At 53.3% G+C, this 25,909-nt stretch carries 24 protein-coding genes; 9 read left to right on the forward strand and 15 right to left on the reverse strand.

Going from position 1 to position 25,909, the window contains the following annotated elements; all coding sequences use genetic code 11:
- A partial coding sequence (locus BMX45_RS25090; protein WP_139212496.1) for a helix-turn-helix domain-containing protein occupies nt 1-371 on the reverse strand: 371 nt, incomplete at its 3' end.
- 224 nt (nt 372-595) lie between these two features.
- Between BMX45_RS25090 and BMX45_RS25095 the strand changes: the two genes are divergently transcribed.
- Complete coding sequence (locus tag BMX45_RS25095) at nt 596-1,570, forward strand: hypothetical protein (RefSeq protein WP_090912836.1); 975 nt, start codon at nt 596-598, stop codon at nt 1,568-1,570.
- Here the strand turns inward: BMX45_RS25095 and BMX45_RS25100 are convergent.
- From BMX45_RS25100 to BMX45_RS25125, 6 genes are read right to left on the reverse strand one after another with little or no spacing between them, the layout of a single operon-like run.
- Nucleotides 1,565-2,650: a Gfo/Idh/MocA family protein gene (locus BMX45_RS25100; RefSeq protein WP_090912839.1), complete on the reverse strand. Its 1,086-nt coding sequence runs from the start codon at nt 2,648-2,650 to the stop codon at nt 1,565-1,567. The two genes, BMX45_RS25095 and BMX45_RS25100, sit on opposite strands and share 6 nt — an antisense overlap.
- 31 nt (nt 2,651-2,681) lie before the next feature.
- Nucleotides 2,682-3,416, reverse strand: a complete 735-nt coding sequence (locus BMX45_RS25105; protein ID WP_090912841.1) for a ThuA domain-containing protein — start codon at nt 3,414-3,416, stop codon at nt 2,682-2,684.
- A 57-nt stretch (nt 3,417-3,473) separates the two neighbouring features.
- Complete coding sequence (locus BMX45_RS31450; RefSeq protein WP_090912843.1) at nt 3,474-3,701, reverse strand: hypothetical protein; 228 nt, start codon at nt 3,699-3,701, stop codon at nt 3,474-3,476.
- Nucleotides 3,702-3,704: 3 nt separating this feature from the next.
- Entirely contained in the window at nt 3,705-5,324 is a 1,620-nt protein-coding gene (locus BMX45_RS25115) for an extracellular solute-binding protein (RefSeq protein WP_090912845.1), read from the reverse strand.
- A gap of 45 nt (nt 5,325-5,369) precedes the next feature.
- Nucleotides 5,370-6,290 carry a carbohydrate ABC transporter permease gene (locus BMX45_RS25120; protein ID WP_090912847.1) on the reverse strand — a complete coding sequence of 307 codons (921 nt, stop codon included), beginning with the start codon at nt 6,288-6,290 and terminating at the stop codon, nt 5,370-5,372.
- A 20-nt stretch (nt 6,291-6,310) separates the two neighbouring features.
- Nucleotides 6,311-7,240, reverse strand: a complete 930-nt coding sequence (locus tag BMX45_RS25125; protein WP_090912849.1) for an ABC transporter permease — start codon at nt 7,238-7,240, stop codon at nt 6,311-6,313.
- Between the two features lie 314 nt (nt 7,241-7,554).
- On the opposite strand from BMX45_RS25125, the gene BMX45_RS25130 reads away from it, so the two are divergent.
- Both BMX45_RS25130 and BMX45_RS25135 read left to right on the forward strand, forming a co-directional pair.
- The gene (locus BMX45_RS25130) at nt 7,555-9,294 is read left to right on the forward strand and encodes a sensor histidine kinase (RefSeq protein ID WP_090912851.1); all 1,740 of its coding nucleotides are present in this window, start codon (nt 7,555-7,557) and stop codon (nt 9,292-9,294) included.
- Complete coding sequence (locus BMX45_RS25135; protein WP_090912853.1) at nt 9,291-10,913, forward strand: response regulator; 1,623 nt, start codon at nt 9,291-9,293, stop codon at nt 10,911-10,913. The genes BMX45_RS25130 and BMX45_RS25135 overlap by 4 nt, the downstream gene beginning before the upstream one ends.
- 139 nt (nt 10,914-11,052) lie before the next feature.
- Here BMX45_RS25135 and BMX45_RS25140 read toward each other — a convergent pair whose 3' ends face one another.
- From BMX45_RS25140 to BMX45_RS25170, 7 genes are all read right to left on the reverse strand, one after another.
- Nucleotides 11,053-12,129, reverse strand: a complete 1,077-nt coding sequence (locus BMX45_RS25140) for a Gfo/Idh/MocA family protein (RefSeq protein WP_090912855.1) — start codon at nt 12,127-12,129, stop codon at nt 11,053-11,055.
- 215 nt (nt 12,130-12,344) lie between these two features.
- Entirely contained in the window at nt 12,345-13,262 is a 918-nt protein-coding gene (gene rbsB / locus BMX45_RS25145) for a ribose ABC transporter substrate-binding protein RbsB (protein ID WP_009592597.1), read from the reverse strand.
- A gap of 15 nt (nt 13,263-13,277) precedes the next feature.
- A complete protein-coding gene (gene rbsC, locus BMX45_RS25150; RefSeq protein WP_090912858.1) occupies nt 13,278-14,246 on the reverse strand; it encodes a ribose ABC transporter permease RbsC in 969 nt (322 codons plus the stop codon).
- 1 nt (nt 14,247) lies between these two features.
- Nucleotides 14,248-15,729 carry a sugar ABC transporter ATP-binding protein gene (locus tag BMX45_RS25155; RefSeq protein WP_090912860.1) on the reverse strand — a complete coding sequence of 494 codons (1,482 nt, stop codon included), beginning with the start codon at nt 15,727-15,729 and terminating at the stop codon, nt 14,248-14,250.
- A 15-nt stretch (nt 15,730-15,744) separates the two neighbouring features.
- Nucleotides 15,745-16,143: a D-ribose pyranase gene (rbsD, locus tag BMX45_RS25160; RefSeq protein WP_090912862.1), complete on the reverse strand. Its 399-nt coding sequence runs from the start codon at nt 16,141-16,143 to the stop codon at nt 15,745-15,747.
- Between the two features lie 2 nt (nt 16,144-16,145).
- Nucleotides 16,146-17,024, reverse strand: a complete 879-nt coding sequence (gene rbsK, locus BMX45_RS25165) for a ribokinase (protein WP_090912864.1) — start codon at nt 17,022-17,024, stop codon at nt 16,146-16,148.
- Nucleotides 17,024-18,007 carry a LacI family DNA-binding transcriptional regulator gene (locus BMX45_RS25170; RefSeq protein WP_090912866.1) on the reverse strand — a complete coding sequence of 328 codons (984 nt, stop codon included), beginning with the start codon at nt 18,005-18,007 and terminating at the stop codon, nt 17,024-17,026. The genes rbsK and BMX45_RS25170 overlap by 1 nt, the downstream gene beginning before the upstream one ends.
- A 234-nt stretch (nt 18,008-18,241) precedes the next feature.
- Between BMX45_RS25170 and BMX45_RS25175 the strand changes: the two genes are divergently transcribed.
- The 6 genes from BMX45_RS25175 (at nt 18,242) to BMX45_RS25200 (ending at nt 25,190) form a co-directional block, all read left to right on the forward strand.
- On the forward strand, nt 18,242-19,222 hold the full coding sequence (locus tag BMX45_RS25175; protein ID WP_090912868.1) for a carbohydrate ABC transporter permease: 981 nt from the start codon (nt 18,242-18,244) through the stop codon (nt 19,220-19,222).
- 2 nt (nt 19,223-19,224) lie between these two features.
- Nucleotides 19,225-20,043: a carbohydrate ABC transporter permease gene (locus BMX45_RS25180; protein ID WP_175495206.1), complete on the forward strand. Its 819-nt coding sequence runs from the start codon at nt 19,225-19,227 to the stop codon at nt 20,041-20,043.
- A gap of 133 nt (nt 20,044-20,176) precedes the next feature.
- Nucleotides 20,177-21,538 carry an ABC transporter substrate-binding protein gene (locus BMX45_RS25185; protein WP_090912872.1) on the forward strand — a complete coding sequence of 454 codons (1,362 nt, stop codon included), beginning with the start codon at nt 20,177-20,179 and terminating at the stop codon, nt 21,536-21,538.
- A 234-nt stretch (nt 21,539-21,772) separates the two neighbouring features.
- Nucleotides 21,773-22,678, forward strand: coding sequence for an arginase (rocF, locus tag BMX45_RS25190; protein WP_090912875.1), 906 nt, complete (start codon nt 21,773-21,775; stop codon nt 22,676-22,678).
- A 104-nt stretch (nt 22,679-22,782) separates the two neighbouring features.
- A complete protein-coding gene (locus BMX45_RS25195) occupies nt 22,783-23,973 on the forward strand; it encodes an ornithine--oxo-acid transaminase (protein WP_090912877.1) in 1,191 nt (396 codons plus the stop codon).
- Between the two features lie 311 nt (nt 23,974-24,284).
- Nucleotides 24,285-25,190 carry a TIGR01777 family oxidoreductase gene (locus tag BMX45_RS25200; RefSeq protein WP_090912879.1) on the forward strand — a complete coding sequence of 302 codons (906 nt, stop codon included), beginning with the start codon at nt 24,285-24,287 and terminating at the stop codon, nt 25,188-25,190.
- Between the two features lie 73 nt (nt 25,191-25,263).
- Here the strand turns inward: BMX45_RS25200 and BMX45_RS25205 are convergent, their stop codons facing one another.
- Nucleotides 25,264-25,854 (reverse strand): YdhK family protein, encoded by a 591-nt coding sequence (locus BMX45_RS25205; RefSeq protein ID WP_015734370.1) that lies wholly within the window; start codon nt 25,852-25,854, stop codon nt 25,264-25,266.
- Between the last annotated feature and the right edge of the window lie 55 nt (nt 25,855-25,909).

Below are 25,909 nucleotides of genomic sequence, written 5' to 3' on the forward strand. Positions count from 1 at the left end.
GAACTGGAATTTTTCTTCATGGATGGACGCCCCTTCTTTTTTGGCTCAAGGGCTTCTAAACCGCCAGTCTCCATCTTTCTCTGCCAGGAATACAACATGGAGAAGTCCGGAAGCTTAAACAATGCAGCGGTATCCATGAGAGAAGCGTCTGATTGAGCCATATGATTGAGTACGTCCAGTTTAAAGCTTGCCGGATAATTTGTATAGCCGTTAGTAAAGACGGCCTCACCATGCATCTCATAGAGCTTTAACCAATATTGGAATTGAGACTTGGTAACGCGCATTTGATTTGCGTATTCTGACTGAGATAGAAGATCCGAGTCATACCCTTGAATTAATGCCAATTTGCTGTCCTTAGTAAATTTAGTCATAAAAAACTGCACCTCCAACTGTTAGATGTGTCTAACAATTGGGGTGCAGTTCATAGGATCGGCTTGTTTGTTATGCCTGTAAAATCAGACGCTGCCCAGGTATGCTCGCTAAGGGATAATATTATCATTATCAGGGATATATTTATCCAACAATATACTTTTTTAGTTATATATGTATTATCTTGGATAAGTGACTAGAGTTGGTTAAGGGAGGAACTTATTGAATGGTAATGCATTTCTCCAAGATTAGCAACATCAATATTCATGTCAAATGGTTCACGGACAATTTTGAATGGGTCCCTCTGCCCTTTCCCCGTATCGTTACGCTGACGTTCCTGTTTTGGTTAGCGTTTACATTGCTGATCTTGTTGCTCACATGCGCATTGCACGATCCCTTGGGAAAGATGCGGCCCGTCGTGCGAATCCACGGATGGCTGCACAGGCTTAGGCCACACACCGAGGTGATTCTGCGTATTGGGCTGGCCATCGGGCTGATACTGCAGCTTCTGAGCGGCTCGTACCTCGCCCCCGAATTCCGAACCAATTCCATGTGGATCATCCTCGGCCTATCCGCAGCCGCAGCGTGCCTTCTCTATAAACGCACCTTGCCGGTGAGCGGCGCCATCCTATTCCTGCTCTATATTCAGGCGTCCTTATCCTACGGTCTTTTTCATTCCATCGATTATTTGCTCTATCTCGGCATTGTTTATTATCTGTTTGTGTGCGGCACTCCCATCAAAAGATCGGCAGCCCCGGTCTTGTATATATGCACAGGCATGTCCCTCGCTTGGCTTGCCATGGAAAAGCTGACCATTCCCGAGCTCGCTTGCACGGTTATGGGCAGCTATGGACTTCCTACCTTCGGTTTTACCATTGAGCATTTTGTCATGATTAGCGCTTTTGTTGAAATCGGACTGGCATGGGCATTCATCGTAGGCATCATGAACCGGTTCACGGCACTGCTGGTATCCGGCATTTTTATTATGACAAGCCTTGTATTCGGTTACAAAGAAGTGATCGGCCATATGATCATTCACACGGTGCTGATCCTGTTCCTGATCGAAGGCACGGGGGAAATGCGCACCCCTTTTCAGTTCCATCGCTCGCCCGTTAAACGCGGATTGTTTGTGGGCGTTAACTTCTGCCTGTTTCTGTTCAGTTTGATGGCGCTCTATATTTGGATGGGCAAGACGTTATGACAAACTCTGAATCCGTTGGCCGATGGAATTGCCCAGCTCAACCACCGTTTTGGTCTCGCTTGACCTGACGACTGCATCCAGCACTTCTTGATTCCGGTATCCGTCCATGAACCCAGGCACTCCGTCGGCAGGCGTTCCCCGCAATATCGCGGCAAAATCGGCATACTGCTTGACTTTGCAATGCTGCGGCACTTCCATTGCCGTTCTGGCGAGCTGCCCAGGCTCTTCTTCGCGAATCCACACCACCCGCTCCGGATCCAATGTGCTCGCGTGGACCGTGCCGTGGTCGCCATAAATGGACACTTCATGCTGATTGCCTGAACCGAATGCATTGCGTGACGTCTGGAAAACGCCCATAATATCACCCTCCATCCGGGCCTGGAAGCTGGCAAAATCATCGACCTCGATCTTGGCCATGGCTCCCGTTACCGGGTCCCGGCGTTCCGGGATGATGGTATGTAGCTGGGCCGTGATTTCTTCGAACTCTCCAAACAGAAAACGGGCCATATCAATCATATGCGAACCGAGATCTCCCAGCGTTCCCGTCCCCGTGATGGCTTTGTTGTATCTCCACATGTAGGGAACCTGCTGGTTCGGCACGCCAAACCCCTGCAAATACTGAATGGAGAAATGACGGATCGTACCCAGCTTGCCCGTACGGATAAGTTCCCTGGCATAACGAAAAGCGGGCGTATATCGGTACGTAAATCCGATCATGGCGGGAACGGGCTGTTTCTCATACAGCTCCAGCAAGGAGATGGCTTCTTCGAAGACTCGCGTGAATGGTTTTTCCGCCAAAAAAGGCTTGCCCGCTTGCAAGCATGCGCTGATGATATCAGCGTGCACGTTGTTGGGCGTGACCGAGATGACGGCATCGACGTCAGGATCTTCAATTAAATCCTTGAAATCCGCATAGCGTTTCCCGTCCTCGATCCCCAACTGATCGCCTACTCTGGCCACCGCTTCTCCGTTGACGTCGCTCACGGCCACAAACTGATAGACATTCTCTGCATTCATCCAGCGGATATGCTCCTGCGCCATCCCGCCCAAACCGATTAAGCCGATTCGAAATTTATTCATCGTTAGAACACTCCTCCTATTAGGTCTCTCATTAGGATTGTGCGACAGGAGCGATGGGCGCCACCCGCCCGTAAGCCGTTCTAGCTCCTTCAACCGGAGCGGCCCAGAACACGCCATTGGTAATCACCTGCAGAATTTCGGGCTGGTGGTAGACCGGAAACATTTCGTGGCCCGGACGGAAATAAAACAGCTTCCCCCTGCCGCGCCTGTAACAACACCCGCTTCGGAACACTTCCCCGCCTTCGAACCAGGAGACGAACACAAGCTCATCCGGCGCCGAAATTTCGAACCGCTCTCCATACATTTCTTCCCGCGGAATCTCGATATATTCACCCAGCCCCTGCGCAATCGGATGGCTCGGTTCAACGACCCATAAACGCTCGATCTCGCCGTCGTCGCGCCATTTCAGCATCCCGGTGTTCGTGCCAAGGAGCCTGGAGAAGATTTTGGAGCCGTGACCGGAATGCAGCACGATCAATCCCATGCCGTCCAGCACCCGCTGCCGAACCTTCTCGACGATGTCGTCGCGGACCTCGTCATGTGCCAGATGGCCCCACCACAGCAGTACATCCGTGTTCGCCAATCGCTCATCGGTCAATCCGTGATCCGGCTCATCCAGTACGGCGGTGGCTACTTCCAAACCTTCCACCTGTTCGAGATGATCCGCTATCGCACGATGAATCCCATTCGGATATATGCCGGCTACCTGTTCATTATGTCTCTCATGCCGGTATTCATTCCATACCGTGACTTTGATGTTCCCCATGATTGCTGCCTCCTGTAGATTATATAGATGAAACGAACTCATCACTGCGCATGCGGATTATTCCTCCAATCTCTGTTGTTCTCTAATTTCCTCTGAGATATATAAAAACGCTGTAGAAATTAGAGAACAAAGGAGACCGCTTTGCTTTTCCAAAATAATTCCGCCTTCTCCGTTGAAGCCTGACACTCTAATACCTATTGAAATCAAACCAAACTCTATTCCCTCGAAATCACGCTGCCCCGCAGCATTTCGATCTGCGGGGCAGCTCATGACGATGGCCGTCAATCCTTATTTGACGCTGATATACCGCTGATAGGCTTCCTTGCGGATCTGTACCAGCCGCTCCAGTCCCATATCGTTCAGCTTCTTGACATACGCGTCCCATTCCGCATCGATGTTGCCTTCGGATATCCATTTTGCGCGGGTCGTGCCGACAAAGCCATCGATATCCGTAGTCAGCGTAGGCAGCTCCTGGAATTCTTCGGCGCTGTACATGACGTTCGGGAACGGCGTCGTCACGTAATCGCTGCCCAGCTTGTCGATGACCAGCTTCAAGCCGTCACCCGTGGTCTCATCCAATATGATGTTTTTCTCGAAGCTCGGGCTTACGTATTTGGGACCGAAATCCCTTACGGATTGCTCCCAGTACCAGGCATCCGCACTCGTTCCCTCCGGCGGACTCATGAGCGTAAACGTTCCGTCGTCGTTCTTCTGAATCACTGTGCCGATGGCTCCCCAAAAATTCTGAATGCTCGCTTCATTGGTGTAGAACTGATCCGCCCAGCGGGCCGAAATTTCCGGATGCTTGTTCGACGTGGTGATGAGAAACTCGTTTCTGCGCAGGCTCATGCCCTCAGGCTCGCCCCCCTGGTACCTTTTACCGTCAGGACCGGCAATGGATGGAATCGCGATGTATTGATCCTTCCATTTTCCGAATACCGCGTCCGGTACCCATTGGTTGGAGAAACCGATCAATGCCGCATCCGGGTTCTGATGTTTTGCCGTGGACATGGTGCTGTCCTGCGTAAAGATCTCTTGGTCTATGAGGCCTTCGGCGTACAGCTTATGGGCCCACTTGATCGCTTCTTTGTAACTCTCCGTCACCGGGTAGTAAACAGGTTCGTTATCGATGACCATCATGCTGTTTCCGTTGATGTCCGTGATGCCGAACGGATTCAACAAATCGATGCTGATGTTCCCTGATCCGCTGACCGGAATTTCGTCAGCCTTGCCGTTGCCGTTCGGATCTCGTTCTTTAAACGCCTTGAACACCTCATACAGCTCGTCTGTGTTGTCCGGTACGTCCAATCCGAGTGCATCGAGCCAGGTTTTGTTAATGATCGGCTGGATCGAAGCTTTCGGCCTGGACGGCAGCCGCGCCGGCAAGGAATAGATTTTCCCGTCGGGGAAGGTGCTCATCTTTTTCATCTCGGGCGTTTCTTCCAGCGCCGCCTTCAGATTCGGCATGTATTGATCGATGTAGTCGTCGAGCGGACGGAAATACGACAGGTTGTTGACAATGTCGGAATCGCTGAATACGATATCTCCGAAAATGATATCCGGCAGCGTACCGCTTGCCAGCATGATCGATTTTTGCTCGCCCCAATCATTGGAGGACATGATCTGCCAATTGATTTTGACGTTGGTCTCCTTCTCCAAATCCTTGAGCCACTGGTTCTGGAGGAACGTATCCCCCATGTTGCCCCATCGAACGGTCAGCACGTCCAGCGTAATCGGTTCATTCACGATCGGCAGGCCCTCTTTGTTAAAAGCGGCTTCGGCATCCGACTTGGCGTCCTCCTTCTTGCCGCCGCTGCAGCCCGCCAGGTTCAACAGCAGGATTGCGGCCAACATGATAACGGCAGCCAGTTTGAGGCGATGTCTCCTCTTTGCATGGTTTGTTCCCATTCCACCATTCCCCCTATACTTATTTTTCATCAATCCATCGCGGTGTTACGACTTGACGGCTCCGATCATCACCCCCTGGTTGAAATGCTTTTGCACAAACGGGTAGATGCACATGATCGGCACCGTGGCGACGATAATGACCGCATAGCGCATAATGTTGGCCAGACGCAGCGCAATGGCCGCGGCTTCCCCGGTACCCATGGCGGACTGCATCTGGTTGGTGACCAGAATATTGCGCAGAATGAGCTGCAGCGGGTACAGGTTCGTATCTTTTAAATAGATCAGGGCGTTGAAATAAGAATTCCAATGACCCACGGCCGTCCACAAGGCGATGACCGAGATGACCGCTTTCGAAAGCGGAATCACGATGGTCACGAAATATCGGAGATTTCCGCAGCCATCCAGCTGTGCCGCCTCCCATAAATCCTCCGGGATGCTGCTCTGGAAAAAGGTCCGCGCCACGATGATGTTGAAGGCGGCAACCGAGAACGGCAGCACCATGACAAGAAACGTATCGTACAGCTGGAAATCGCGGATCGTCATGAAGGTCGGAATCAAACCGCCGTTAAAGAACATCGTAAATATAAAGAGCAGCGATATATACTTGCGGCCCACGAGGTCTTTGCGGGACAGCGCGTAAGCTGCGGATATGTTAACCACCAGGCCGATGGCTGTACCTACGATCGTATACACAATCGTGTTTCGGTACCCAATCCATATATTAGAGTGCTTCAGCAATTCTTGATAGCCTGCCAGCGTAAAATCCTTAGGCCACAGCCATACCTGTCCATTCGCGACCGCTGCCGGCTCGCTGAACGAAGCGATGACGATGAAGTACAGCGGGTAAATCAGCACGATCAACATCAAGACGGCGAATACATACAGGCCGATTTCCAGCACCCTGTCGGAAGATCGGGTATGCCTCTGCCGCGGCCCCGTCTTCTCTCTTACTTCCACTACGCCCATAGAACCCTTCCTCTCTTGCGTTACCACAAACTGTTTTCGCTGTATTTTTTCGAAATCTGGTTGACCAGAATCAGCAGAACAAAATTGATGACCGTATTAAACAAATTGATGGCCGACGAGAAGCTGTATTGGCTGCTCAGCATCCCGATTTTGTACACATACGTGGAGATGACCTCGCTGGAGGTAATATTGAGGCTGTTTTGCATGAGATAAACCTTCTCGAACCCGACGCCAAGCAAGCTCCCGATCCGCAAAATGAGCAGCGTTACGACCGTTGGCATCAGCATCGGAATGTCGATGAACCGGATTTTTTGCCATCTGCTTGCCCCGTCCATGGTGGCCGCCTCGTACAGGCTGGGGCTCACCGCTGACAACGCCGCGATATAGATAATGCTGTCCCAGCCCGTATGCTGCCACACGTCCGACCATACGTACACGCTGCTGAACAAACCGGCCGATCCCATCAGATTCGGCGCTTCCGCACCAAAGAGCCGGAAGATATTCCCGATCAATCCCGAGCCCGGCGAGAACAGAATCAGCATGAGTCCCACCATGACGACCGTCGATATAAAATGCGGCATGTAGGTTACGGTCTGGAAGAAGCGCTTGAACCCATTCTGGCGCATTTGATTGACCATCAAGGCCAGCATGATCGGAATCGGGAACGTCGCAACGCTGTATAAGCTGATGACCAGCGTATTCGTTATGGTGGTCGAGAATTGATAGGAGTTAAAAAACTTCTCGAAGTACTTCAGGCCGGCCCAGGGGCTGTCCATAATCCCGAGAGCGGGACTGTAATCCTTGAATGCGATCAAAATGCCGTACATCGGCACGTAAGAAAACAACAAAACCAGCACTACCGCAGGCAGCAGCAGCAAATACAGGCCCCAATTCTTTCTGATCCGCCCGAGGGTTGGGTGTGTGGTTCTATTCAGTTGGCCTGCTTTCAAATCGATTCCCCTTTCGTTCGCGTCGTCATGAACCCGGTATGTCACGTAAGCAATTTCAGTATACTGCGATCCGGCGTCATGATTTGGACCTCATGATGCGCTATCCGGACCTTTGCCTTGTCCATTTCACCGCCGTCCCCCCGTCCTCCGCTCAAACATGCCGGTATTCGGACTTTACGATGTGTTATCCGGACTTTATGGAAAATGCCCGAGCGTTCGCTCCTGTTTTTTTCGACGTTTCCATTTATAATATCCTTACCGATATAAAAACGCTTTCATAATATAGGCGAACTGAAAGGAATCACGAAATCCCTATGGTTAAAGCACTGAATAACAAGCCTTATCCCATTCGTCACTATGTGAAAATCATGCTCTTCATCTCGGTCTTTGCCCTGGTGGTGGATCTGGTGATCAGCTTCGCCTCGATCTTCATCGTGAAGCAGCAATCCACCCGCTATTTGCAGGATACGGCGAATCTGTACATCCGGCAGATCAATCATGACTTCTCGTATATCAACCACTATATGGGCTGGACGCTCGCGAACGACGAAAGCGTCAAGAACATGGATACCCCCGGCACCGATTACGTGAATTATATTAAGTCGAGCGAAAGAGTGCATAAACAGTTTAATGAGCTTCAAAAAAACTATGGCCAGGAATACAACTTCTTCTTCTATTTAAAGGAACAGGATTTCTTCCAGAACTATGCCCCCATGTCCTTGTCGTATACGGAGTTCCAGGAGCTGAAGGAACAAATCGTCTCTCTCACGGATTCCAAAAACGTATACGAAACGTTCTACTCGAACTGGAACCCGATCCTGGTGCAGGACACCCATTACGTCATTAACATCGTACCCTATCACAACCGGTACTTGATCTGCCTCATCTCCGCAGACGACCTAGTCCGGCCGCTCCAGGAACTGGATTTGGGCGAGGACGGGTTCGTCTCTCTGGTGGATGCCCAAGGAGCCGCCCTTACGAGTCCAGGTGCCGGCGAGGCGGGAGCCAAGCCGCTCGAAGGCGCCAAGGCTTCCTTGTTCAGCCTGTCACAGCCGCGGACTACGGTCACCGAGGGATTCTCGAATGCCTCCTTCAATGTACAGCTGGTCATCCAGTTCGGCGTGTTCGAGACCATCATGATCGCCCAGCTGCTCATTATGCTGCTGTTCGTACTGCTCACTTGCACGCTCAGCGTGGTCATGCTGTATTTCAAGAAGAAGGTGTTAAAGCCGATTCAGAATTTCTCGGAAAACGTAAGGCGCATCCATGAGGATAGCGAAAATCTGGATTTCATGAGCAGCGAGATCATCGAGCTCGAGCAGGTGAATTCCCAATTCAAACACCTGATCGAACAGATCAAGAAATTTAAAATCGATATTTACGAGCAGGAGCTCGAGAAGCAAAGAATCCAGCTCGATTATATGAAGCTGCAGATCAACCCCCATTTTTTCCTGAACTGCCTGACGAACATCTACAGCATGGCGCAAATGCAAATGTTTAAGGAAATCGAATATATGTCGCTGTCCACGTCCAAATATTTTCGTTACATCTTTCAGAGCGGCGATAACCTCGTGCGGCTTGAGGACGAAATCGAGCACGTCCGGATTTATTTGGAGATTCAGAAGCACCGCTACCGCGATGCCTTTTCTTATCATATCGGGTTTGAAGAAGAGCTTGCCGGCCTCACGATTCCCCCCCTGGTGCTCCAGACCTTTATTGAAAACGCGGTGAAATACGCCGTATCCAGAGATCAGGTGCTGCAAATTCGCCTGACCGTCAGTTTGCGGGCGGAGGACGATAAGCCTTATGCGGTCATCCGGATCTCCGATACCGGTCCCGGCTTTCCGGAAGACGTATTGGATAAGCTGGCAAACGGCAAGCCGCTGGATCAAAGCGAAGGGAAACACATCGGGATCATGAACACCCTTCAGCGGCTGGAGCTGCTCTACCATCATCGCGCGCAGGTGGAATTTTCGAACCCGGAAGGCGGCGGTGCCAGCGTCGCACTAACGCTGCCCCAGCCATTGCAGGAAAGGAGAGGAGACATTTCATGAATGTATTGCTGGTTGATGACGATTATTTTGTCGTGGCCGCGCTGGAGAAGAAGATTGATTGGAAGGCACTCTCGATCGAACAAATCCATACCGCTTACAGCGTGGCGCAGGCAAGGGAAATTCTGCAGAGTCATTCCGTTCAGATCCTCATTTGCGACATCGAAATGCCGCAGGGCAGCGGACTGGAGCTTCTCGCCTGGATACGCGAGGAACAATACGGCATACAGACGATCTTCCTGACCAATTACGCCGATTTCAACTATGCGCAGAAAGCGATTGAGCTGCAAAGCTTCGACTATTTCCTGAAGCCGATTGAATTCGATAAGCTCAGCCTCATCATCTCCAAGGCCGTGTACAAAGCTAAGGAACAGCAAAGCGACCAGGAGGCGATACAGAACGGGCAGCTGTGGAAGAAAAACCAAAGAAAGCTGCAAGAGCACTTCTGGAGCAAGCTGATCAAGGAAAAAAAAGCTTCGTCGGACCGGGCGGCCATCGCCGGATATATCGCGGAGCAGAATCTGTCCTATGCGATGTCGGATCTGTTTCTCCCCCTGCTGATCACGATTTTTCCGTATGATCAAAGCTTGGGCAAAGAAGACAAGGACCTGTTTGATTACGCGTTTCTCAACGTGCTGTCCGAATTGTTCCAGGATCCGCTCTTTACGGTTGAGACCGTCATGGAGTATAGGGATTACGAATGGATGGTCATCCTGAAGTGGAATCATTCTCCGGATACCGCGGTCATTGAATGCATCTGCAGGTCCTTCATCGAGAAAGCCAACCGGTTCCTTCGGAGCGATGCGTGCTGCAACGTATCGGTCTCAGCGGCTTTGGAGGGGATCAACAAATCCATGCGGGACCTGCTGCAAATGAACGAGGACATGATCAAGAAGCGCAACCAGATCATGTTTCTGGAACGGCATTCGCTGCAAGAAGCCGCGTATACCCCTCCTCCGCTTCAAGATTGGGAGGCGCTGCTTGCCGAAAACAACCCGGCCGCCTTTCTCGAAGAAACTCGCCGGTACCTGCAGAATTTGGCCAAGAGCGGCGTCCACAGCGCTTCGGTGCTGCGTTTATTCCGCTTGGATATGGTGCAGCTCGTGTACTCCTATCTGAAGGGCAAAGAGATCCAGGCTCATAAGCTGTATACCGGCAAAACCAATGATCAGTTATTTCTGCAGTCGTTAAACTCGATTGAAGACATGGAAAAATACATGGCGTATCTCGTCCGCACGGCAGCCGAATATCAAGCCTACGCCGGCCATTCTCATACCGTGGTGGAGGAAATCAAGCATTATATCGGGTGCCATTACGGGGAGGAGCTGACGCGAACGACCCTGGCGGAAATCGTCTTTCTGAACCCGGATTATTTGGCCCGCGTCTTTAAGAAAGAAACGGGCATATCTTTAGGCACTTATATCATTCAGGCCCGCATCCGGACGGCCAAACATCTGTTGGAGTCGACTCCGATGTCCGTGTATCAGATTGCGGCGAAGGTCGGATACGCCAACTATTCCTACTTCTCGAAGCTGTTCAAGCAGGATACGGGCTGGGCGCCCAGCGACTATAGGCGGGTGCTGCAAGGCGGAGGCAGCGGGAAGGTGGATCACGCCAAATGACCGCAGCAAGGACTGGCAATCCATGAAAAATGGGCGGATCAACGACGTCAACATAAAAAGTACCGCAGCCTCAAGCATAATCGCTTGGCGGCCGCGGTACTTTCTTTACGATATTCAATAAGTGCTGTCCTTCGTTAGGTTACGCAGGGTAAATATCGAAATCCTTCAGCGTTTCGCCCGTTCTGGCCGATTCAAACACCGCTTCGATCAGGTTCAGGACCCGCAGCACTTCCTCGTTCTTCACGATCGGTTGTGCCTCGCCCCGGGTCACGGCCGCAAAGTTATCGAAGAAGCTGCTGGATTGACGGTATGGCTCCGGCAGGGCACCCGTAATGGTAGCTTCTTCGGAAGGAGGGGCCATCGTTTTGGTCAAGCCTACCCCGGCTTGAATCGGCTTCGGCTCCACTTTCGCCGCATCCTGGTTCCGGGTAACGACTCTTCCGTTTAACGACCAGTCCTCAATAATGCCGGTTCCCTCGGTTCCTTTGACATACCAGCGTGGAAGCGTAATGAAATTCGTCGTTCCCACTTCGATCAGAACCGATACGCCGTTCTCGAATTCGATGACCGATTCAAAGCCGTCATCCACCTCATCGCCCAAAATAAAGCTCAAGCGGCTGCTCAGGCTGGTCATCCGGCTGTCCACCATGAACAGGATCTGGTCCAGCAAATGCACGCCCCAGTCCAGCAGCATGCCGCCGCCGTGCGCTTCCAGATGGCGCCAATCGCCCGGAATGCCGTTCGCCCCGTGTACCCTGGATTCGATACGGAACAATTCGCCAATCGTCTTTTCGTTGTACATTTGCTTAATCGTCAGGAAATCCTCGTCCCAGCGGCGGTTCTGGTGAACCATCAGCACCCGACCGGCGGCATCGGCAGCGGAGACCATGTCCTTAAAGTCACCTACGGACAATGTTACCGGCTTCTCGCAGATAACATGCTTGCCTGCCGCAAACGCCTGAAGCGCCAGCTCCTTATGCACGTCGTTCGGCGTTGCAATGAGCACCACGTCAACCGCATCATCGTTCAATACCTGCTCATAACTCTCGTAGGCAGAATACCCGTCCTCCCGGGACGCCTTCCGGCGCTCTTCCAGAATATCGTAGGTTCCGGTCACCTCAAGAAACGCGTTGTCCTTAATCAGCTTGGCATGGTAGCTGCCCATTCCGCCGTAGCCCACGATCACGATCGCTTGTTTTCTTTTTTCCGTTGTCATAGATACATAGCTCCTTTTTTACATCTCAGCAGTAAACGCATACACAACCATTATAATATCACATGCGAAATAACTGTTCTCTTTTACGATATTGTATTCCTGCTGCCATCGCAAGGCTGTGAGTTACATCGCAGTCCGTAATGGAATGAGCAGGATAGCAAAAAAAAGCGTTACCCTGCTTCTATCGCAGGGGAACGCTTCTTGATTTTCGCGAGTTATTCCTTCACGACCAGCTTCAGCGGTGCCGCGATATTCGCTTCCACCTCTTTGCCCTGCAGCACGTCCTTGGCTGCGCCGACGGCGAGCTGACCGATCAGTTCGGGCTGCTGGGCTACCGTTGCCGTCAGATTGCCGGCTTCGATGGACTTCAGCGCATCGTCGTTGCCGTCAAAGCCGATGACCATGATGTCTTTGCCCGAGCTTTGAATCGCTTCGATTGCGCCCAGGGCCATTTCGTCATTGTGGGCAAATATCGCTTTGGCGTCCGGATTGCCCTGCAGCAGATTTTCCGTCACGGTAAGACCTTTGGTCCGGTCAAAATCCGCCGCTTGCTTCGCGACCACGTTCAGCTGCTCATCCGCGATATCATGGAAGCCCTTGCCCCGTTCGCGGGTCGCGGAAGCGCCCGGAACGCCTTCGAGCTCAATGACCTTCGTATCTTTGCCCAGCTGCTCCACGATATATTCGGCTGCCATTTGGCCGCCCTTCACGTTATCCGAGGCGACCAGCGCAGCGACCTCGCCTTGATCCGCCGATCGGTCCAGGGTGATGACCGGTATGCCCAAACTGTTTGCCGTTTGAACCACGGTCGAGATCGCGGACGAATCCGTCGGGTTAATCAGCAGTGCATTGACGCCCTGCTGAATCAGGTCGTCAACGTCATTGCTCTGCTTGGCAGAGTCGTTCTGCGCGTCAACGACAACGACCTCCATTCCCTGCTTCGCCGCTTCGGCGACGACGCCATCCTTCAAGGAGACAAAGAATGGGTTATTCAAGGTGGAGATGGAAAGACCGATCTTGATGTCTTTGACGTCCCCGCCGGTTTTGGGCTTTGCCCATTCCGGCGGCTCCAGGGAACAGCCCGTGATGAAGATCAGCATGAGTGATACGAGCAGCAAAGTTGTTTTTTTCATCGTTCATTCTCCCCCTTAAGCCGATTTCTTGCGGTCGAGCAGTACGGCAATCGCAATCACGACGCCTTTGACAACCATTTGATAGAATGAGTTCACGCCGAGCAGGTTGAGCCCGTTGTTCAGAATTCCGATGATCAGCACCCCGATCAGCGTGCCGACAATTCGGCCGCGTCCCCCGGTCAGGCTTGTACCGCCCAGCACAACGGCTGCGATGGCATCCAGTTCATAGGAGGTACCCGCTGTCGGCTGTGCGGAATTCAAACGGGACGTCAGAATCGCGCCTGCCAGCGCGGACAGCATCCCTGCCAGGGAATAAATCATGATCTTTACGCGCGGTACCTTAATGCCGGATACAAGCGATGCTTTTTCGTTACCGCCGATGGCATACGTTTTGCGGCCAAACGACGTTTTATGCAGGATGACCCACAGCACGGCAAACGTGATGATCATCGTAATGGCCGGCACGGGAATGCCCAGCAGGTATCCGCGGCCGAACAATTGGAAGACAAGGCTGTCGCCAAGCCCGGTAATCGGATTGCCGTTCGTATAAACCAGCGTAAGTCCCCGGAATATCGTCATGGTAGCCAAGGTGGCGATAAACGGCGCCATTTTCCCCTTGGTGATCATGAGACCGTTGATCATGCCCATCACCCCGCCAAGCGCAACGCCGATGATGATCGAGAGAATCGGGTCAAAGCCGGCCACCATCATGTTGGCGACAAATGCGCTGGAGAGCGCGAGAATCGAACCGACCGACAGGTCAATGCCGCCCGTCAGGATAACAAACGTCATACCGAAAGCAATCAGTGCGTTAATCGATACCTGACGCAGCAGGTTCAGAATGTTAAGCGGTTCCAAGAAGCTTGGATTCAGGACGGAAACGATGACGATCAGAATGATCAGTCCGAGCAGCGGACCGAGCTTTTGCGTCAAACCTGAGACCTTGAACCCTTTTCCCGCCTTGGCATCGTTAATAGTTGTCATATTACTGTCCCCCTGTAGCTAGAGTCATGATGTGTTCCTGCGTGGCTTGTTCGCGATCCAGTTCACCGGATATCCTGCCCTCGTGAACGACGAGAATCCGGTCGCTCATCCCGAGCACCTCCGGCAGCTCCGACGAGACCATCAGAATCGCCACGCCGCGTTCGGTCAGCTCATTCATCAGCTGGTAAATTTCGCGTTTCGCTCCTACGTCCACGCCGCGGGTCGGCTCGTCCAGGATGAGCACGCTCGGCCCAATGCCGATCCATTTGGCGATAACCACCTTCTGCTGGTTGCCCCCCGACAGATTGCGTGCATGCGTCTCGGATGAGTGGGTCTTGATCTGCAGCCGCTTTGTCAGCGTTTCGACGAAATCCTGCTCCTTCTTCCCGGAGATGAATCCTCTGGATGAGAAGCTGAACAGATTGGGCAGCGCCATATTTTCACGGACCGAGAAATCCAGGACCAGCCCTTCATCCTTGCGATCCTCCGTTATGAATCCAATGCCGTGTTTCACGGCATCATCCGGCTTCTTGATATGAACCTTCTTGCCGCGCACCCAGATTTCCCCGCTATCCAGCGGGTCCAGCCCGAAGATCGCTCGCATCATCTCGGTCCGCCCCGCGCCCATCAAACCGGATACGCCTACGATCTCGCCGGCTCGGACCGAGAAGCTCACATTCTCGAACCGGCCCTTGCCGGAAATATTTTTCACTTCCAGCACCGGTTCGCCCGGAGACGGATGCCGTGCGGGATATCGCTCGGTCAGCTCCCGGCCGACCATCTTTTTGACGACTTCGTCAAAGTTGGTTTCGGGAATCGGCTTGGTGTCCACGGATTTGCCATCCCTCATAACCGTAATCCGGTCGCAGATCGTGAAGATCTCCTCCATGCGGTGGGAAATGTAAACGATGGATACGCCTTGCTTTTTCAACGAGCGGATGACGCCGAACAGCTTCTCGATTTCCCTTTCGGTCAGTGCCGCCGTGGGCTCGTCCATAATGATGACTTTCGCTTTGGTCATGAGCGCTTTGGCGATCTCAATCATCTGCTGCTGGCCTACGGAGCATTCCCCTGCCTCCTGCGTCAACGGTATCGTCACCGCCAATTTGCCGAACTGTTCCTTCGCAAGCGCCTTCATTTGTTTCATGTTGAGGAATCCCAGGCCGGATGTCATCTCCTTGCCGATAAACAAGTTATCCAGAACCGTCATCTCCGGCCAGATGTTGAGCTCCTGGTGGATGAAGGCGACGCCTTTCTCTTCGGCTTCCTTCGGGTTCGCAAAATAGGTTTCCTGACCGTCGATCAAGATCTTGCCCTCATCCCGGCTGTGAAGCCCGGTTAAAATATTCATCAGCGTCGATTTGCCCGCGCCGTTCTCTCCCATCAGGGCATGAACCTCTCCTTCCCGGAGATCAAAGTCCACGCCCGCCAGCACCCGGTTCGTGCCAAAGGATTTATGGATATTCGTCATCTCAATGTTCATGATGCTTCCTCCTCTTTAACCGAAATGAACGCCGGCCTGCAAAATGCAGTTCGCATAGGGCTTGGCTTCGCCCGTACGGATAAACGCCTTGGCGTTTCGAGTCCGTTCCTTGAACTGCTCGTGCGAGCAAGCCTCGATCTCGCAATCCTGAAATTGTTCATGTATATCATGCAGTGTTTCCTTATTCTCCCGCTTCATTTCTTCAGCAATGACGATTTTTTCAACGACCATATCGTCGGCGATCGCCTCCACCACCTCCATAAAGCTCGGCGTCCCCAGCGTTAACGCCAGGTCGATCTTCGGAACGCCTGGAGGAACCGGAAGGCCAACGTCCCCGACCACGATGGTATCGGTGTGCCCCAGATCCGCCAGCACTTTCGCGATGTGGCTGTTCAACATGCCGTTCTTCTTCATGATCAAAGGCTCCCTTCCACTTCGAGACGCGACGGCATTCCGCCCTGCGCTCCGAACTTCATGACCGACAAGGAAGCGGCGCGGTTCGCGAATCTGAGGCTGTCGGTCAGACTCATGCCCTCGGCCAGCGCCACGGCGAATGCGCCGTTGAATGTATCGCCGGCACCCGTCGTATCTACGGCTTCAACCTTGTAGCCCGGAACCACGACCTCTTGCATACCGTCAAAATAACGAACGCCCTTTTTCCCTTCCGTTACGATGAGTTTGTTCGGATACCGGCGCAGCACGTCGCCGAGCGGCTCGTCATGAAACAGGATAGCGGCTTCATGTTCGTTTGGCGTAATGTATGCCGCCCGTTCAATAACGACGCTCGGCACCGGACGGGCAGGAGCGGGGTTCAGCATCAATGGCACCTGATACTTGGCGCATATCGCACTCACGTGCACCACCGTTTCTTCCGGAATCTCCTGCTGAATCAACACGATATCCGCCGCCTGGATTGCCTTTTCCGCCTGATCTACGTATTCCGGAGTGATCCGATCATTGGCAGCCTTCACCACCACGATGCTGTTGTCTCCCTCTGCCAAAATGATGTGCGCCGTGCCGCTTTCCATACCTGTAACCGGTTCCACATAATCCGTAAGAACACCATTCGACTGCAAATTGCTCAAAATCGTTTCGCCGAAGGAATCGTCACCGACGCAGCCAACCATCGTCACCTCTGCACCCAGCCTTGCCGCCGCGACGGCCTGGTTGGCTCCCTTCCCTCCGGGCACCGTCTTAAAGCTGTCGCCCAGCACCGTCTCTCCCGCGCCAGGGCGCTTGGCGGAGGTCACCACCAAGTCCATCGACGCGCTTCCGATCACCACGATTTTTGCCATCACGATTCCACCTTTCTCGTTGTCTGCCGCTCTATGAATTCAACCGAGAATTCGATATTGCTTTTCTCTATGCGCTGCCCTTCGATAAGCCCGATAAGCAATCTGGCCGCTTCCCGGCCCATTTCGTACGCCGGCTGATGAATCGTCGACAGCGGCGGGGCCAGCAGCCTGCTGAGCAGAATATCGTCAAATCCGATAATTTGTACGTCTTCCGGCACCCTTTTCCCCAGCCGAAACGCTTCCTTCACCACGGCGGATGCCATAATATCGTTACTCGCGATTATGCCATCCGTGTCCGGATATTCGCTGAACACTTTCTGGGCGAATTCTTCGGCATCGGTTAAAGAAAACGATGTCGTCTTCAGCACTTGATACGCAGCCGCCTGTTGCTCCAGAACCTCGACGGCTCCTTCAAAACGTTCCTGTGCAGGCCGCACATCCGCCGGGCCTTGAATTACCGTTATGGCTTTACTCCCTCGCCGCACGATTTCCTCAGCCGCTATTCTTCCTCCCTGACGGCCATCCGCGTACACGGAAGGGTGGTCCGACGAGGTGCGGTCCAGAAACACGACGGGAATGTTCAGCCCCGCATACATGTCGGCATCCGGGTTGTTGGTCGATGATATGACGCCAACCACATTATTCTGGACAAACGTCTGAATGTACTCCGTTTCCTTCTTCTTGCTCTCGTCGCTGTTTCCGAAGATCAATCGGTAATCATTCTCCTGCATCTCGTCCTCTACCCCGCGGGCAAGCTGCGGGAAATAAGGGTTCATGATGTCGGGAAGCAAAAGTCCTATCAATTTGGATTTCCTCTTGTATAAAGAACGCGCCACTTCATTCGGCGTGTAATTCAGCTCTCGAATGCTCTGTTCCACCTTGGACCTGGTGTCCTCATGCACGTAACCGTTTCCATTTAAAACCCGCGAAACCGTGGCTACGGATACGCCCGCCTGATTCGCCACATCCTTGATCGTTGCCATACCGTCATCACCTCATTCATGTGTAACCGGTTACAGGTATAAGATATCACATCTCTTTTCCACGTGCAAGCTTTTAGGGAATGGAATATTCTTGTACCGGCACTGGCAAGCTCGCCTTCAGCAACTGCCATGTCCGGCAATAAATTACGGTATTCTTACAAAACCCCTTACTGGATTTTACATCCGGCTCCTATACTCAAGGCTGTAAGGCCAAGCTGGAAAGTGAGGTAAAACATGATGATGGAAAAAGAATTCACGCTTCCTTCTCCGGGGCACTCTCTATCGCCGAACGTCAACGGGCCGGAGGTATCAACCGCGGCGAAACCCGTCTCGATCAAGAGAACAAGGCGCAGAGAAATTCTGCTCGCTTATGCATGTTTAGCGCCTTCGCTGCTCATATTCGCCCTGTTCTTATTCTACCCGCTGCTCAAGTCGGTTTATCTTAGCCTGTTCCTGACCGATCCGCAAGGCAGGGTAGCGGAATTCGTAGGATTCGACAACTTCAGGGAAATATTGGCCTCCGACATGTTCTATACAAGCTTTGGCAATACCCTGCTGTTCATCGTGCTGACGGTTCCGACCGGCATGGCGGCTGCGATTCTGCTGGCTGCCCTGACGCACAACAAACTCAAGGGCATGAAAATATTCCGCTTTATCTTCTCGCTTCCGATGGCCGTGTCCGTCGGTACCGGCTCGATGATCTGGATGATTCTATACCATCCGTCCTTAGGCATACTGAATTATTTTCTGTCGCTGCTCGGCACGCAGCCCGTCCAATGGCTGACCGATCCGAAATGGGCCATGATCTCCGTCGCGCTTATGACAATCTGGATGAATCTTGGATTCAACTATATCCTGATGCTGAGCGGCATGCAGGGCGTGTCCGAAGATATCTATGACAGCACCAAGATAGACGGCTCCGGTCCGCTGAGAACGTTCTTCCGGATTACGATGCCGCTAATCTCCCCTACGTTATTCTTCACGTCCGTCGTATCGGTCATCGGTGCCTTCCAAGCATTCGGACAAATCAACATCCTCACCAAAGGCGGTCCGATGAACAGCACCAACGTCATGGTATTCAACATCTATCAGGATGCCTTCGTCAATTTTCGCTTCGGCATCGGCAGCGCGCAGGCACTCATCCTGTTTGCCATCATTCTGCTGCTGACCGTCTTTCAATTTAAATTCGTCGAGAAGAAGGTGCATTACCAGTGAACATGCGTCTCATGCCCAAAAGCCTCATCTACATCGCGCTGCTTCTCGGTTCGTTGGCCGTTCTTTTCCCGCTCCTATACACCTTGTCGACATCGCTGATGAGCGAGGCCGAATCGGCCGTCTATCCGCCGCCTCTGCTTCCCGAAGCCGTCAATCTGTCCAACTTCGCCAAGGTGATCGATACGATTCCTGTCCTTACCTTTATCGGAAACAGCCTGGTTGTCTCCATTGCCATCATGCTCGGGCAGATCGTGACCGCAAGTCTGGCGGCATACGCTTTCGCCTTCCTGCGATTCCCGGGAAAAACGCTGCTGTTCAGCCTCTTTCTCGCCACGATGATGATCCCGTGGGAGGTGATCATGATTCCGAACTATCTGACGGTCAAAAGCCTGAACTGGCTGGACACCTATCAAGGGCTCATCATTCCATTTCTGGCCACGGCCTTCGGAACCTTCCTGCTCAGACAGACCTTCCTGCAGCTGCCGAAGGAGCTGTTTGAAGCGGCCCGCGTGGACGGCTGCGGACATGTCCGCGTTTTCCTGAGCATGGTGCTGCCGTTATCTATCCCGGGAATCGCCACGCTGGGCGTGTACTCGTTCCTGAATAATTGGAACATGTACCTGTGGCCGCTTTTGACCACCAACCGGGTCGAGATGCGAACCGTCCAAATCGGGATCGGCATGCTGCAGTTCGAAGAGATGAATTCATGGAATCTGATACTCTCCGGCGTGCTCCTGCTGCTGCTGCCTTCCCTGCTGCTGCTTGCGCTTGGGCTGAAACCCCTTGTGCGCGGCATCACTGCAGGTGCTTTGAAAGGCTAATGGCCACAAAGCCGGACCTTAATGGACCATATTGGATCAGCCTTGCGTGCCGGTTATCGATATCAAACGGGCCCACGCAATTTCTGATAGATCAACCATACTTTATTTTCAAAAAGGGAGAGATTAACCGATCATGAAACGTTTTGGTAAAAGGTCCTTCGCGCTGCTCCTGCTTTCCTGCTTCATGCTGATCAACGTCGCTTGCAGCAATACGCCAACCGCCGGAGAAACGACCGTTGCCGCCGGCAGCGAACCGGCCAAGGAACCTGTTAAGGTCGTTTGGTGGCATTCCATGAGCGGTGAGCTCGGGACCGTCGCGGACAAGCTGATTTCCGATTTTAACGCAGCACACCAGGATATTCAGGTAGAGGGCGTGTTTCAAGGCACGTACGATGAAAGCTTGAACAAGCTGAAGGCTTCATTGGGATCGAATAGCGGACCGACCATGATTCAGGTGTACGAAATCGGCAGCCGTTTCATGATGGACACCAAGGCGATCCGTCCGGTTCAAGACTTCATGGATGCTGAAGCCTACGACATTTCCTCCTTGGAACCGAATATCAAAAATTACTACACATTCGACGACAAATTGTATTCGATGCCGTTCAACTCCTCCAACCCGATCCTTTACTACAACAAAGATGCCTTTAAAGCGGCGGGTCTGGATCCGGAAAATCCTCCAAAAACCTACGAAGAGGTAGCGGAAGCGGCTAAAGCGCTAACGAAAGGCGGCCAAACCGGCACATCCTTCGCCATTTACGGCTGGTTCATGGAGCAATTCCTTGCGAACCAAGGCGTTGAGCTGCTGAACAACGGCAACGGCCGCACTTCTCCGGCGACCGCTTCGCAAGTCAACAACGCCGCTGCCGTGAAAACGCTGGAATGGTGGAAGCAAATGCTGGACGATAAAGTTCTGCTGAACCTGGGACGTAAAACGGATGACACCAAAAAAGCCTTTGCAGCCGGCCAAGTCGCCATGACGCTGGACTCCACGGCTTCGCTCCGCGGAATCGTCAGCGCAGCGGAAGGCAAATTCGAAGTCGGCACGGCTTTCCTGCCCAAACCGGCTGACGGCGGCGAAGGCGGCGTTATCATCGGCGGTGCAAGCCTGTGGCTGATGAACAACAAATCGGAAGAAGAGCAGCAGGCCGCCTGGGAATTCATGAAGTATTTGGCCGAGCCGCAAACCCAAGCCTACTGGCATGTCAACACGGGTTACTTCCCGGTCACGACCAAAGCTTACGAAGAGTCCCTGGTAAAAGAAAACCTGGAGAAATATCCTCAATTCCAGACCGCGGTGGATCAACTGCATCAAACGACCGCCAACCTGGCAACGCAGGGGGCTGTCATGGGCGTGTTCCCTGAGGCCCGCCAGCTGACGGAAACGGCCATCGAGGAAGTGCTGAACGGTCAGAAAACGCCTCAGGAAGCATTGGACAAAGCTGCTCAGGATATCAGCTCCAAGATCGAGACCTATAATAAAACGGTAAAATAAACGTCGGGCATGCCGCGTAAGCATGCAATGAAACCTAATTCGAATTGCACGTCATTAACACCCTTCATGCTGTCTCATGGGACTCTCTGCAGTCATTCCATGAATCATGCATAAAGGGTGTTTTTCTCGTCCAACCCAAAACTTTCCATATTGGATCGGCCTGTATAGGGCTTTGCCCAAGTCACTCAGCCCGGCTCCGGAATACACTGTTACAAAGTGGAGGTGAGCAAAGTGATGAACAATCTTCCGTCCACCGTATCGATCATCCCGGTGCGATTCGACCGGGGAGCTACCCGCCGCGGCGCCGGACAGGGACCGGACGCGATATTCGGAGCCGGCCTGAAACGCAAGCTTAACGCGCTCGGTGTAACCTACCAGATCGATGATCCTGCTGCGCTCCCCGAGCGCAAGGATGAAGCGCACCATCCCCGATTAAAACATTTGACAGAAGTCGTGACGATGAACGAGCAGTTGGCAGCGCGCGTATCCGCCCTGGCGGAAGCGGGCACCTTCCCTCTTGTGCTCGGCGGCGACCATAGCATAGCCATCGGCACGCTTGCCGGACTTACCCGGCATTACCGCAACTTGGGCGTCATCTGGATCGATGCCCATTCCGATCTCAATACGCCGGATACTACCCCGACCGGCAATATCCATGGCATGTCCCTGGCTGTCAGCTTGGGAAAGGGCGATCGGCGGCTAACCTCGATCGGCGGCGTTAAATCAACCATTAAGCCGGAGCATGTCGTGCTCATCGGCGCGCGCTCACTTGATCAGGGCGAGCGGGACTTCATCCGCCGGGAAGGCATCGCCTGCTTCACGATGCAGGATATCGACCGCATGGGCATGTTCCGGGTCATGGAGGAAGCCATCCGCATATCGTCAGCGGGAACGGATGGCGTTCACCTCTCCTTTGATATCGACAGTGTCGACCCGAAGATCGCACCGGGAACAGGAACGCCGGTTCAAGGCGGGCTCAGCTACCGGGAAGCGCACCTGGCCATGGAGATGCTGTCGGAATCCGGTATTCTGACGTCAGCCGAATTCGTGGAGAATAACCCGCTGCTGGACCGCGGACAGAAGACGTCCCGGCTGCTTGTCGGTTTAATCGCCTCCATGCTGGGCGAAAGCATCTTATGACATTTTGATGTCATGGCATCATGCTTGATTATGAGAAGCCTCTTGCGCGGGCATGCTGTATTTTCCGCGTTGCGGTTTCTTTAGACTCCCAAGGAGGTTACGCCATGGCCCCTTCCAATCCTCATATCGAGAAAGCCGAAAGGTACGGCGCAAAAAACTACCACCCTCTTCCCATCGTCATCGCTTCAGCTGAAGGCATTCATGTGACGGATACAGATGGCAAACGGTATATCGATATGTTAAGCGCCTACTCGGCGCTAAACGCAGGTCATTGTCATCCCCGCATCATCCGGGCCTTAAAGGAACAGGCGGATCGGGTGACCCTGACCTCGCGCGCATTTCATCATGATCACCTGGGCGATTTTTACGAGAAGCTGTCCGCTTTAACCGGCAAAGGGATGATTCTTCCCATGAATACGGGAGCCGAGGCGGTTGAGACCGCGCTTAAGGCAGCGCGTCGCTATGCTTACCGGAAGAAAGGCATCCCGGCAGATCAGGCCGAAATCATCGTCTGCGAGGGCAATTTCCACGGCCGAACGATCACGGTTACCTCCTTCTCCTCGTCCCGCGAATACCGCGAGGACTTCGGTCCGTTTACGCCGGGATTCAAAGTCATTCCCTATGGCGACCTTGAGGCGCTGGAGCAGGCGATATCACCGAATACGGCCGCTTTTCTCGTGGAGCCGATCCAAGGCGAATCCGGCATCGTCATTCCGCCTGACGGATACCTGAGCGGGGCACGGGAGCTGTGCAGGCAGCACAGCGTCCTCATGCTAGCGGACGAAATCCAGAGCGGCTTCGGCAGGACGGGCAAACGCTTTGCCTGCGACTGGGAGGACGTCGAGCCGGATATGTACATTCTTGGAAAAGCGCTGGGCGGCGGCGTCTTTCCCGTCTCCGCCGTGGCGGCGGACGCGGATATTCTGGATGTATTCGAGCCGGGTTCCCACGGCTCCACCTTCGGCGGAAATCCGCTCGGGTGCGCGGTGGCCATCGCCTCCATGGACGTGTTCATTGAGGAAGGGCTGGAGGTTCGCTCCCTGGAGCTCGGCGAATATTTTCTCCGGCTGCTTCGATCCATCCCGCATCCCGATATCCAGGAGGTGCGCGGCAGAGGTCTATTCATCGGCATGGAGCTCAAGGTCCCGGCCAGATCCTATTGCGAGAAACTGAAAGATCTCGGCCTGCTATGCAAAGAAACCCATGAAGCCATTATCCGCTTCGCCCCTCCGCTCATCATCACCAAAGTAGAACTGGACCAGGCTGCGGCGATCGTAAGGCAGGCGTTTGCGTGATAAATCGATACCGGTTTGCACTGCGCAAAAAACAGTTTGTTCACCCCTGGCTCCAAGGCATGGGGTGCGGCAAACTGTTTTTTTCGGTTTCTTTCCGCTCCTAGCCAGGCAGAAGCTGAAGCGTTGACTGAAATATCATATAGCGGTGCCATGCCGCATTTCCTGTATAATGGGTTGTATAATATTGGATTTACGATTCTGACAAGAAACGTATCGTTATTCCCTTCTCGGCTCATTTCAGCGTATGACGGGTAATGATTCCCGGCCATGTTTTATCAGGGTTGATGATAACTTAACAAGGAGGTTCACTCATGAGAATAGCCATCTGCGGGGGTACCGGCTTCATTGGCCAAGCATTGTGCAAGCGCTGGCTGCGCGACGGACATGACATGATCATCGTCACCAGGTCAAAGCCGGAGATCCCCGCTGTGCAGCAGAACGGGTCATTATCCTACTTAACCTGGGATGAGATGAAATCCCATCCGGAGCGGTTCGAGGGCTTGGACGCACTCGTTAACCTTGCCGGCTCCTCCCTGAGCCAGCGCTGGACGCAAGCAGGCAAGACGAGAATTCTTCAGTCCCGGCAACGAACCGTAACTGCCGTAGCGGACCTGATGCGGCGCCTGGAGCACAAACCTCCGGTCATTCTTCAAGCATCGGCAATGGCCATATATGGTACATCCGAGTTTGAAGCGTTTGATGAGGACAGTCCGGCCACGATCATGGATTTCCCGTCCGAGGTTGTGCAGCAATGGGAGCAGGCAGCCGATTGCATCCCGGTCGACCGGTTAATCAAGCTGCGCATCAGCGTCGTGCTGGGCGATCAAGGCGGTGCCCTCCCCAAAATGCTGCTGCCGTATAAATTAGGAGTCGGCGGCAACATCGGCAGCGGCAAGCAATGGCTCTCCTGGATCCATATCGACGACATCGTGGAATTAATCGATTATTGCATCCGGCACGAAGACATTTCCGGAGCCGTGAACGCCGCTTCCCCGCACGCGGTCACGAACGAAGAATTTGGCCGTAGCGTCTCCAAGGTCTATCGCCGTCCGCATTGGCTGCCCATGCCTGCATTCATGCTCCAAGCCATCCTGGGCGAAATGTCGCTTATTCTGTTAAAGGGCCAGCGGATCCTTCCGGCCAAAGCCCAGCGCCACGGCTTCAAGTTCCGGTATCCGGAAGTGACGGCCGCCTTGCAGCAGATCAAAGGAAGCTGAATCACCCTCCTTGAGCATAAAAAAACAATCGCTCTCTTGATCTCAAGGGAGCGATTGTTTTATTCGATGAACGTTATTGGACCGGAGATAACTCACTCTCCGTGACCCATTTGTGGTTCTTGACTTCCTCTCCGGATGTTGACGTGAAGTCCACCATATAGACCGTCGTTTGCTCGGCGGAATCGATAACGGCCGTCGCACCGTTCATCCCCTCCATATGATCCGCATTCACGACGGCTTTCGCTCCCGGCTCCAGGGGCTCCTTGCCCGCATCCTTCAGCTCTTCATGAATGACCCATTTATGATCCTTCACTTCGGGCCCGCCGTTCGTCGGCGTATACGATATCGTGTACACTGTCGTATCGTAAGCTCCGACTATCGTTGCTTGGGCCCCCTTCATCCCGGGCATGTGGTCGGATTCGATGATCGCTTGGGTCCCGGCCGCATAGGCCGGATTGTCCGCAGTCTTCAACCCTTCCGGAACCTCGCCCGATCCGGAATGGTTCATGCTGCCGTGATCCATGCCTTCCATGCCGCCGGTGGTATCCACGCTCTCCGCTTGATCCGGATTCGCGCCATCGGTATTTCCGCAGGCGCCCAGCACGAGGATGAGGGATGCAAAGGCAACCAGAATAAGCGGCTTTAATCGTTTTTTTGCTGACATATGACGAACTCCTCTCTTATATTGAATATTCATAGCATAACAGCGACTTGTGAAG

Origin of the sequence: Paenibacillus sp. cl141a, from assembly GCF_900109305.1 — a bacterium.
GTDB classification, from domain to species: Bacteria; Bacillota; Bacilli; order Paenibacillales; family Paenibacillaceae; genus Paenibacillus_AQ; species Paenibacillus_AQ lautus_A.

Bases quoted from the DNA above. Each gene is read 5' to 3' on its own strand.
- rbsC (WP_090912858.1), bottom strand. From the start codon at position 14,246: ATGACAACTATTAACGATGCCAAGGCGGGAAAAGGGTTCAAGGTCTCA.
- BMX45_RS25200 (WP_090912879.1), top strand. From the start codon at position 24,285: ATGAGAATAGCCATCTGCGGGGGTACCGGCTTCATTGGCCAAGCATTG.
- BMX45_RS25115 (WP_090912845.1), bottom strand. From the start codon at position 5,324: ATGGGAACAAACCATGCAAAGAGGAGACATCGCCTCAAACTGGCTGCC.
- rocF (WP_090912875.1), top strand. From the start codon at position 21,773: ATGAACAATCTTCCGTCCACCGTATCGATCATCCCGGTGCGATTCGAC.
- rbsK (WP_090912864.1), bottom strand. From the start codon at position 17,024: ATGGCAAAAATCGTGGTGATCGGAAGCGCGTCGATGGACTTGGTGGTG.
- BMX45_RS25170 (WP_090912866.1), bottom strand. From the start codon at position 18,007: ATGGCAACGATCAAGGATGTGGCGAATCAGGCGGGCGTATCCGTAGCC.
- BMX45_RS25135 (WP_090912853.1), top strand. From the start codon at position 9,291: ATGAATGTATTGCTGGTTGATGACGATTATTTTGTCGTGGCCGCGCTG.
- BMX45_RS25130 (WP_090912851.1), top strand. From the start codon at position 7,555: ATGGTTAAAGCACTGAATAACAAGCCTTATCCCATTCGTCACTATGTG.
- BMX45_RS25175 (WP_090912868.1), top strand. From the start codon at position 18,242: ATGATGATGGAAAAAGAATTCACGCTTCCTTCTCCGGGGCACTCTCTA.
- BMX45_RS25120 (WP_090912847.1), bottom strand. From the start codon at position 6,290: ATGGGCGTAGTGGAAGTAAGAGAGAAGACGGGGCCGCGGCAGAGGCAT.
- BMX45_RS25105 (WP_090912841.1), bottom strand. From the start codon at position 3,416: ATGGGGAACATCAAAGTCACGGTATGGAATGAATACCGGCATGAGAGA.
- BMX45_RS25140 (WP_090912855.1), bottom strand. From the start codon at position 12,129: ATGACAACGGAAAAAAGAAAACAAGCGATCGTGATCGTGGGCTACGGC.
- BMX45_RS25185 (WP_090912872.1), top strand. From the start codon at position 20,177: ATGAAACGTTTTGGTAAAAGGTCCTTCGCGCTGCTCCTGCTTTCCTGC.
- BMX45_RS25205 (WP_015734370.1), bottom strand. From the start codon at position 25,854: ATGTCAGCAAAAAAACGATTAAAGCCGCTTATTCTGGTTGCCTTTGCA.
- BMX45_RS25095 (WP_090912836.1), top strand. From the start codon at position 596: ATGGTAATGCATTTCTCCAAGATTAGCAACATCAATATTCATGTCAAA.
- BMX45_RS25195 (WP_090912877.1), top strand. From the start codon at position 22,783: ATGGCCCCTTCCAATCCTCATATCGAGAAAGCCGAAAGGTACGGCGCA.
- BMX45_RS25155 (WP_090912860.1), bottom strand. From the start codon at position 15,729: ATGAACATTGAGATGACGAATATCCATAAATCCTTTGGCACGAACCGG.
- rbsD (WP_090912862.1), bottom strand. From the start codon at position 16,143: ATGAAGAAGAACGGCATGTTGAACAGCCACATCGCGAAAGTGCTGGCG.
- BMX45_RS25180 (WP_175495206.1), top strand. From the start codon at position 19,225: ATGCGTCTCATGCCCAAAAGCCTCATCTACATCGCGCTGCTTCTCGGT.
- rbsB (WP_009592597.1), bottom strand. From the start codon at position 13,262: ATGAAAAAAACAACTTTGCTGCTCGTATCACTCATGCTGATCTTCATC.
- BMX45_RS25100 (WP_090912839.1), bottom strand. From the start codon at position 2,650: ATGAATAAATTTCGAATCGGCTTAATCGGTTTGGGCGGGATGGCGCAG.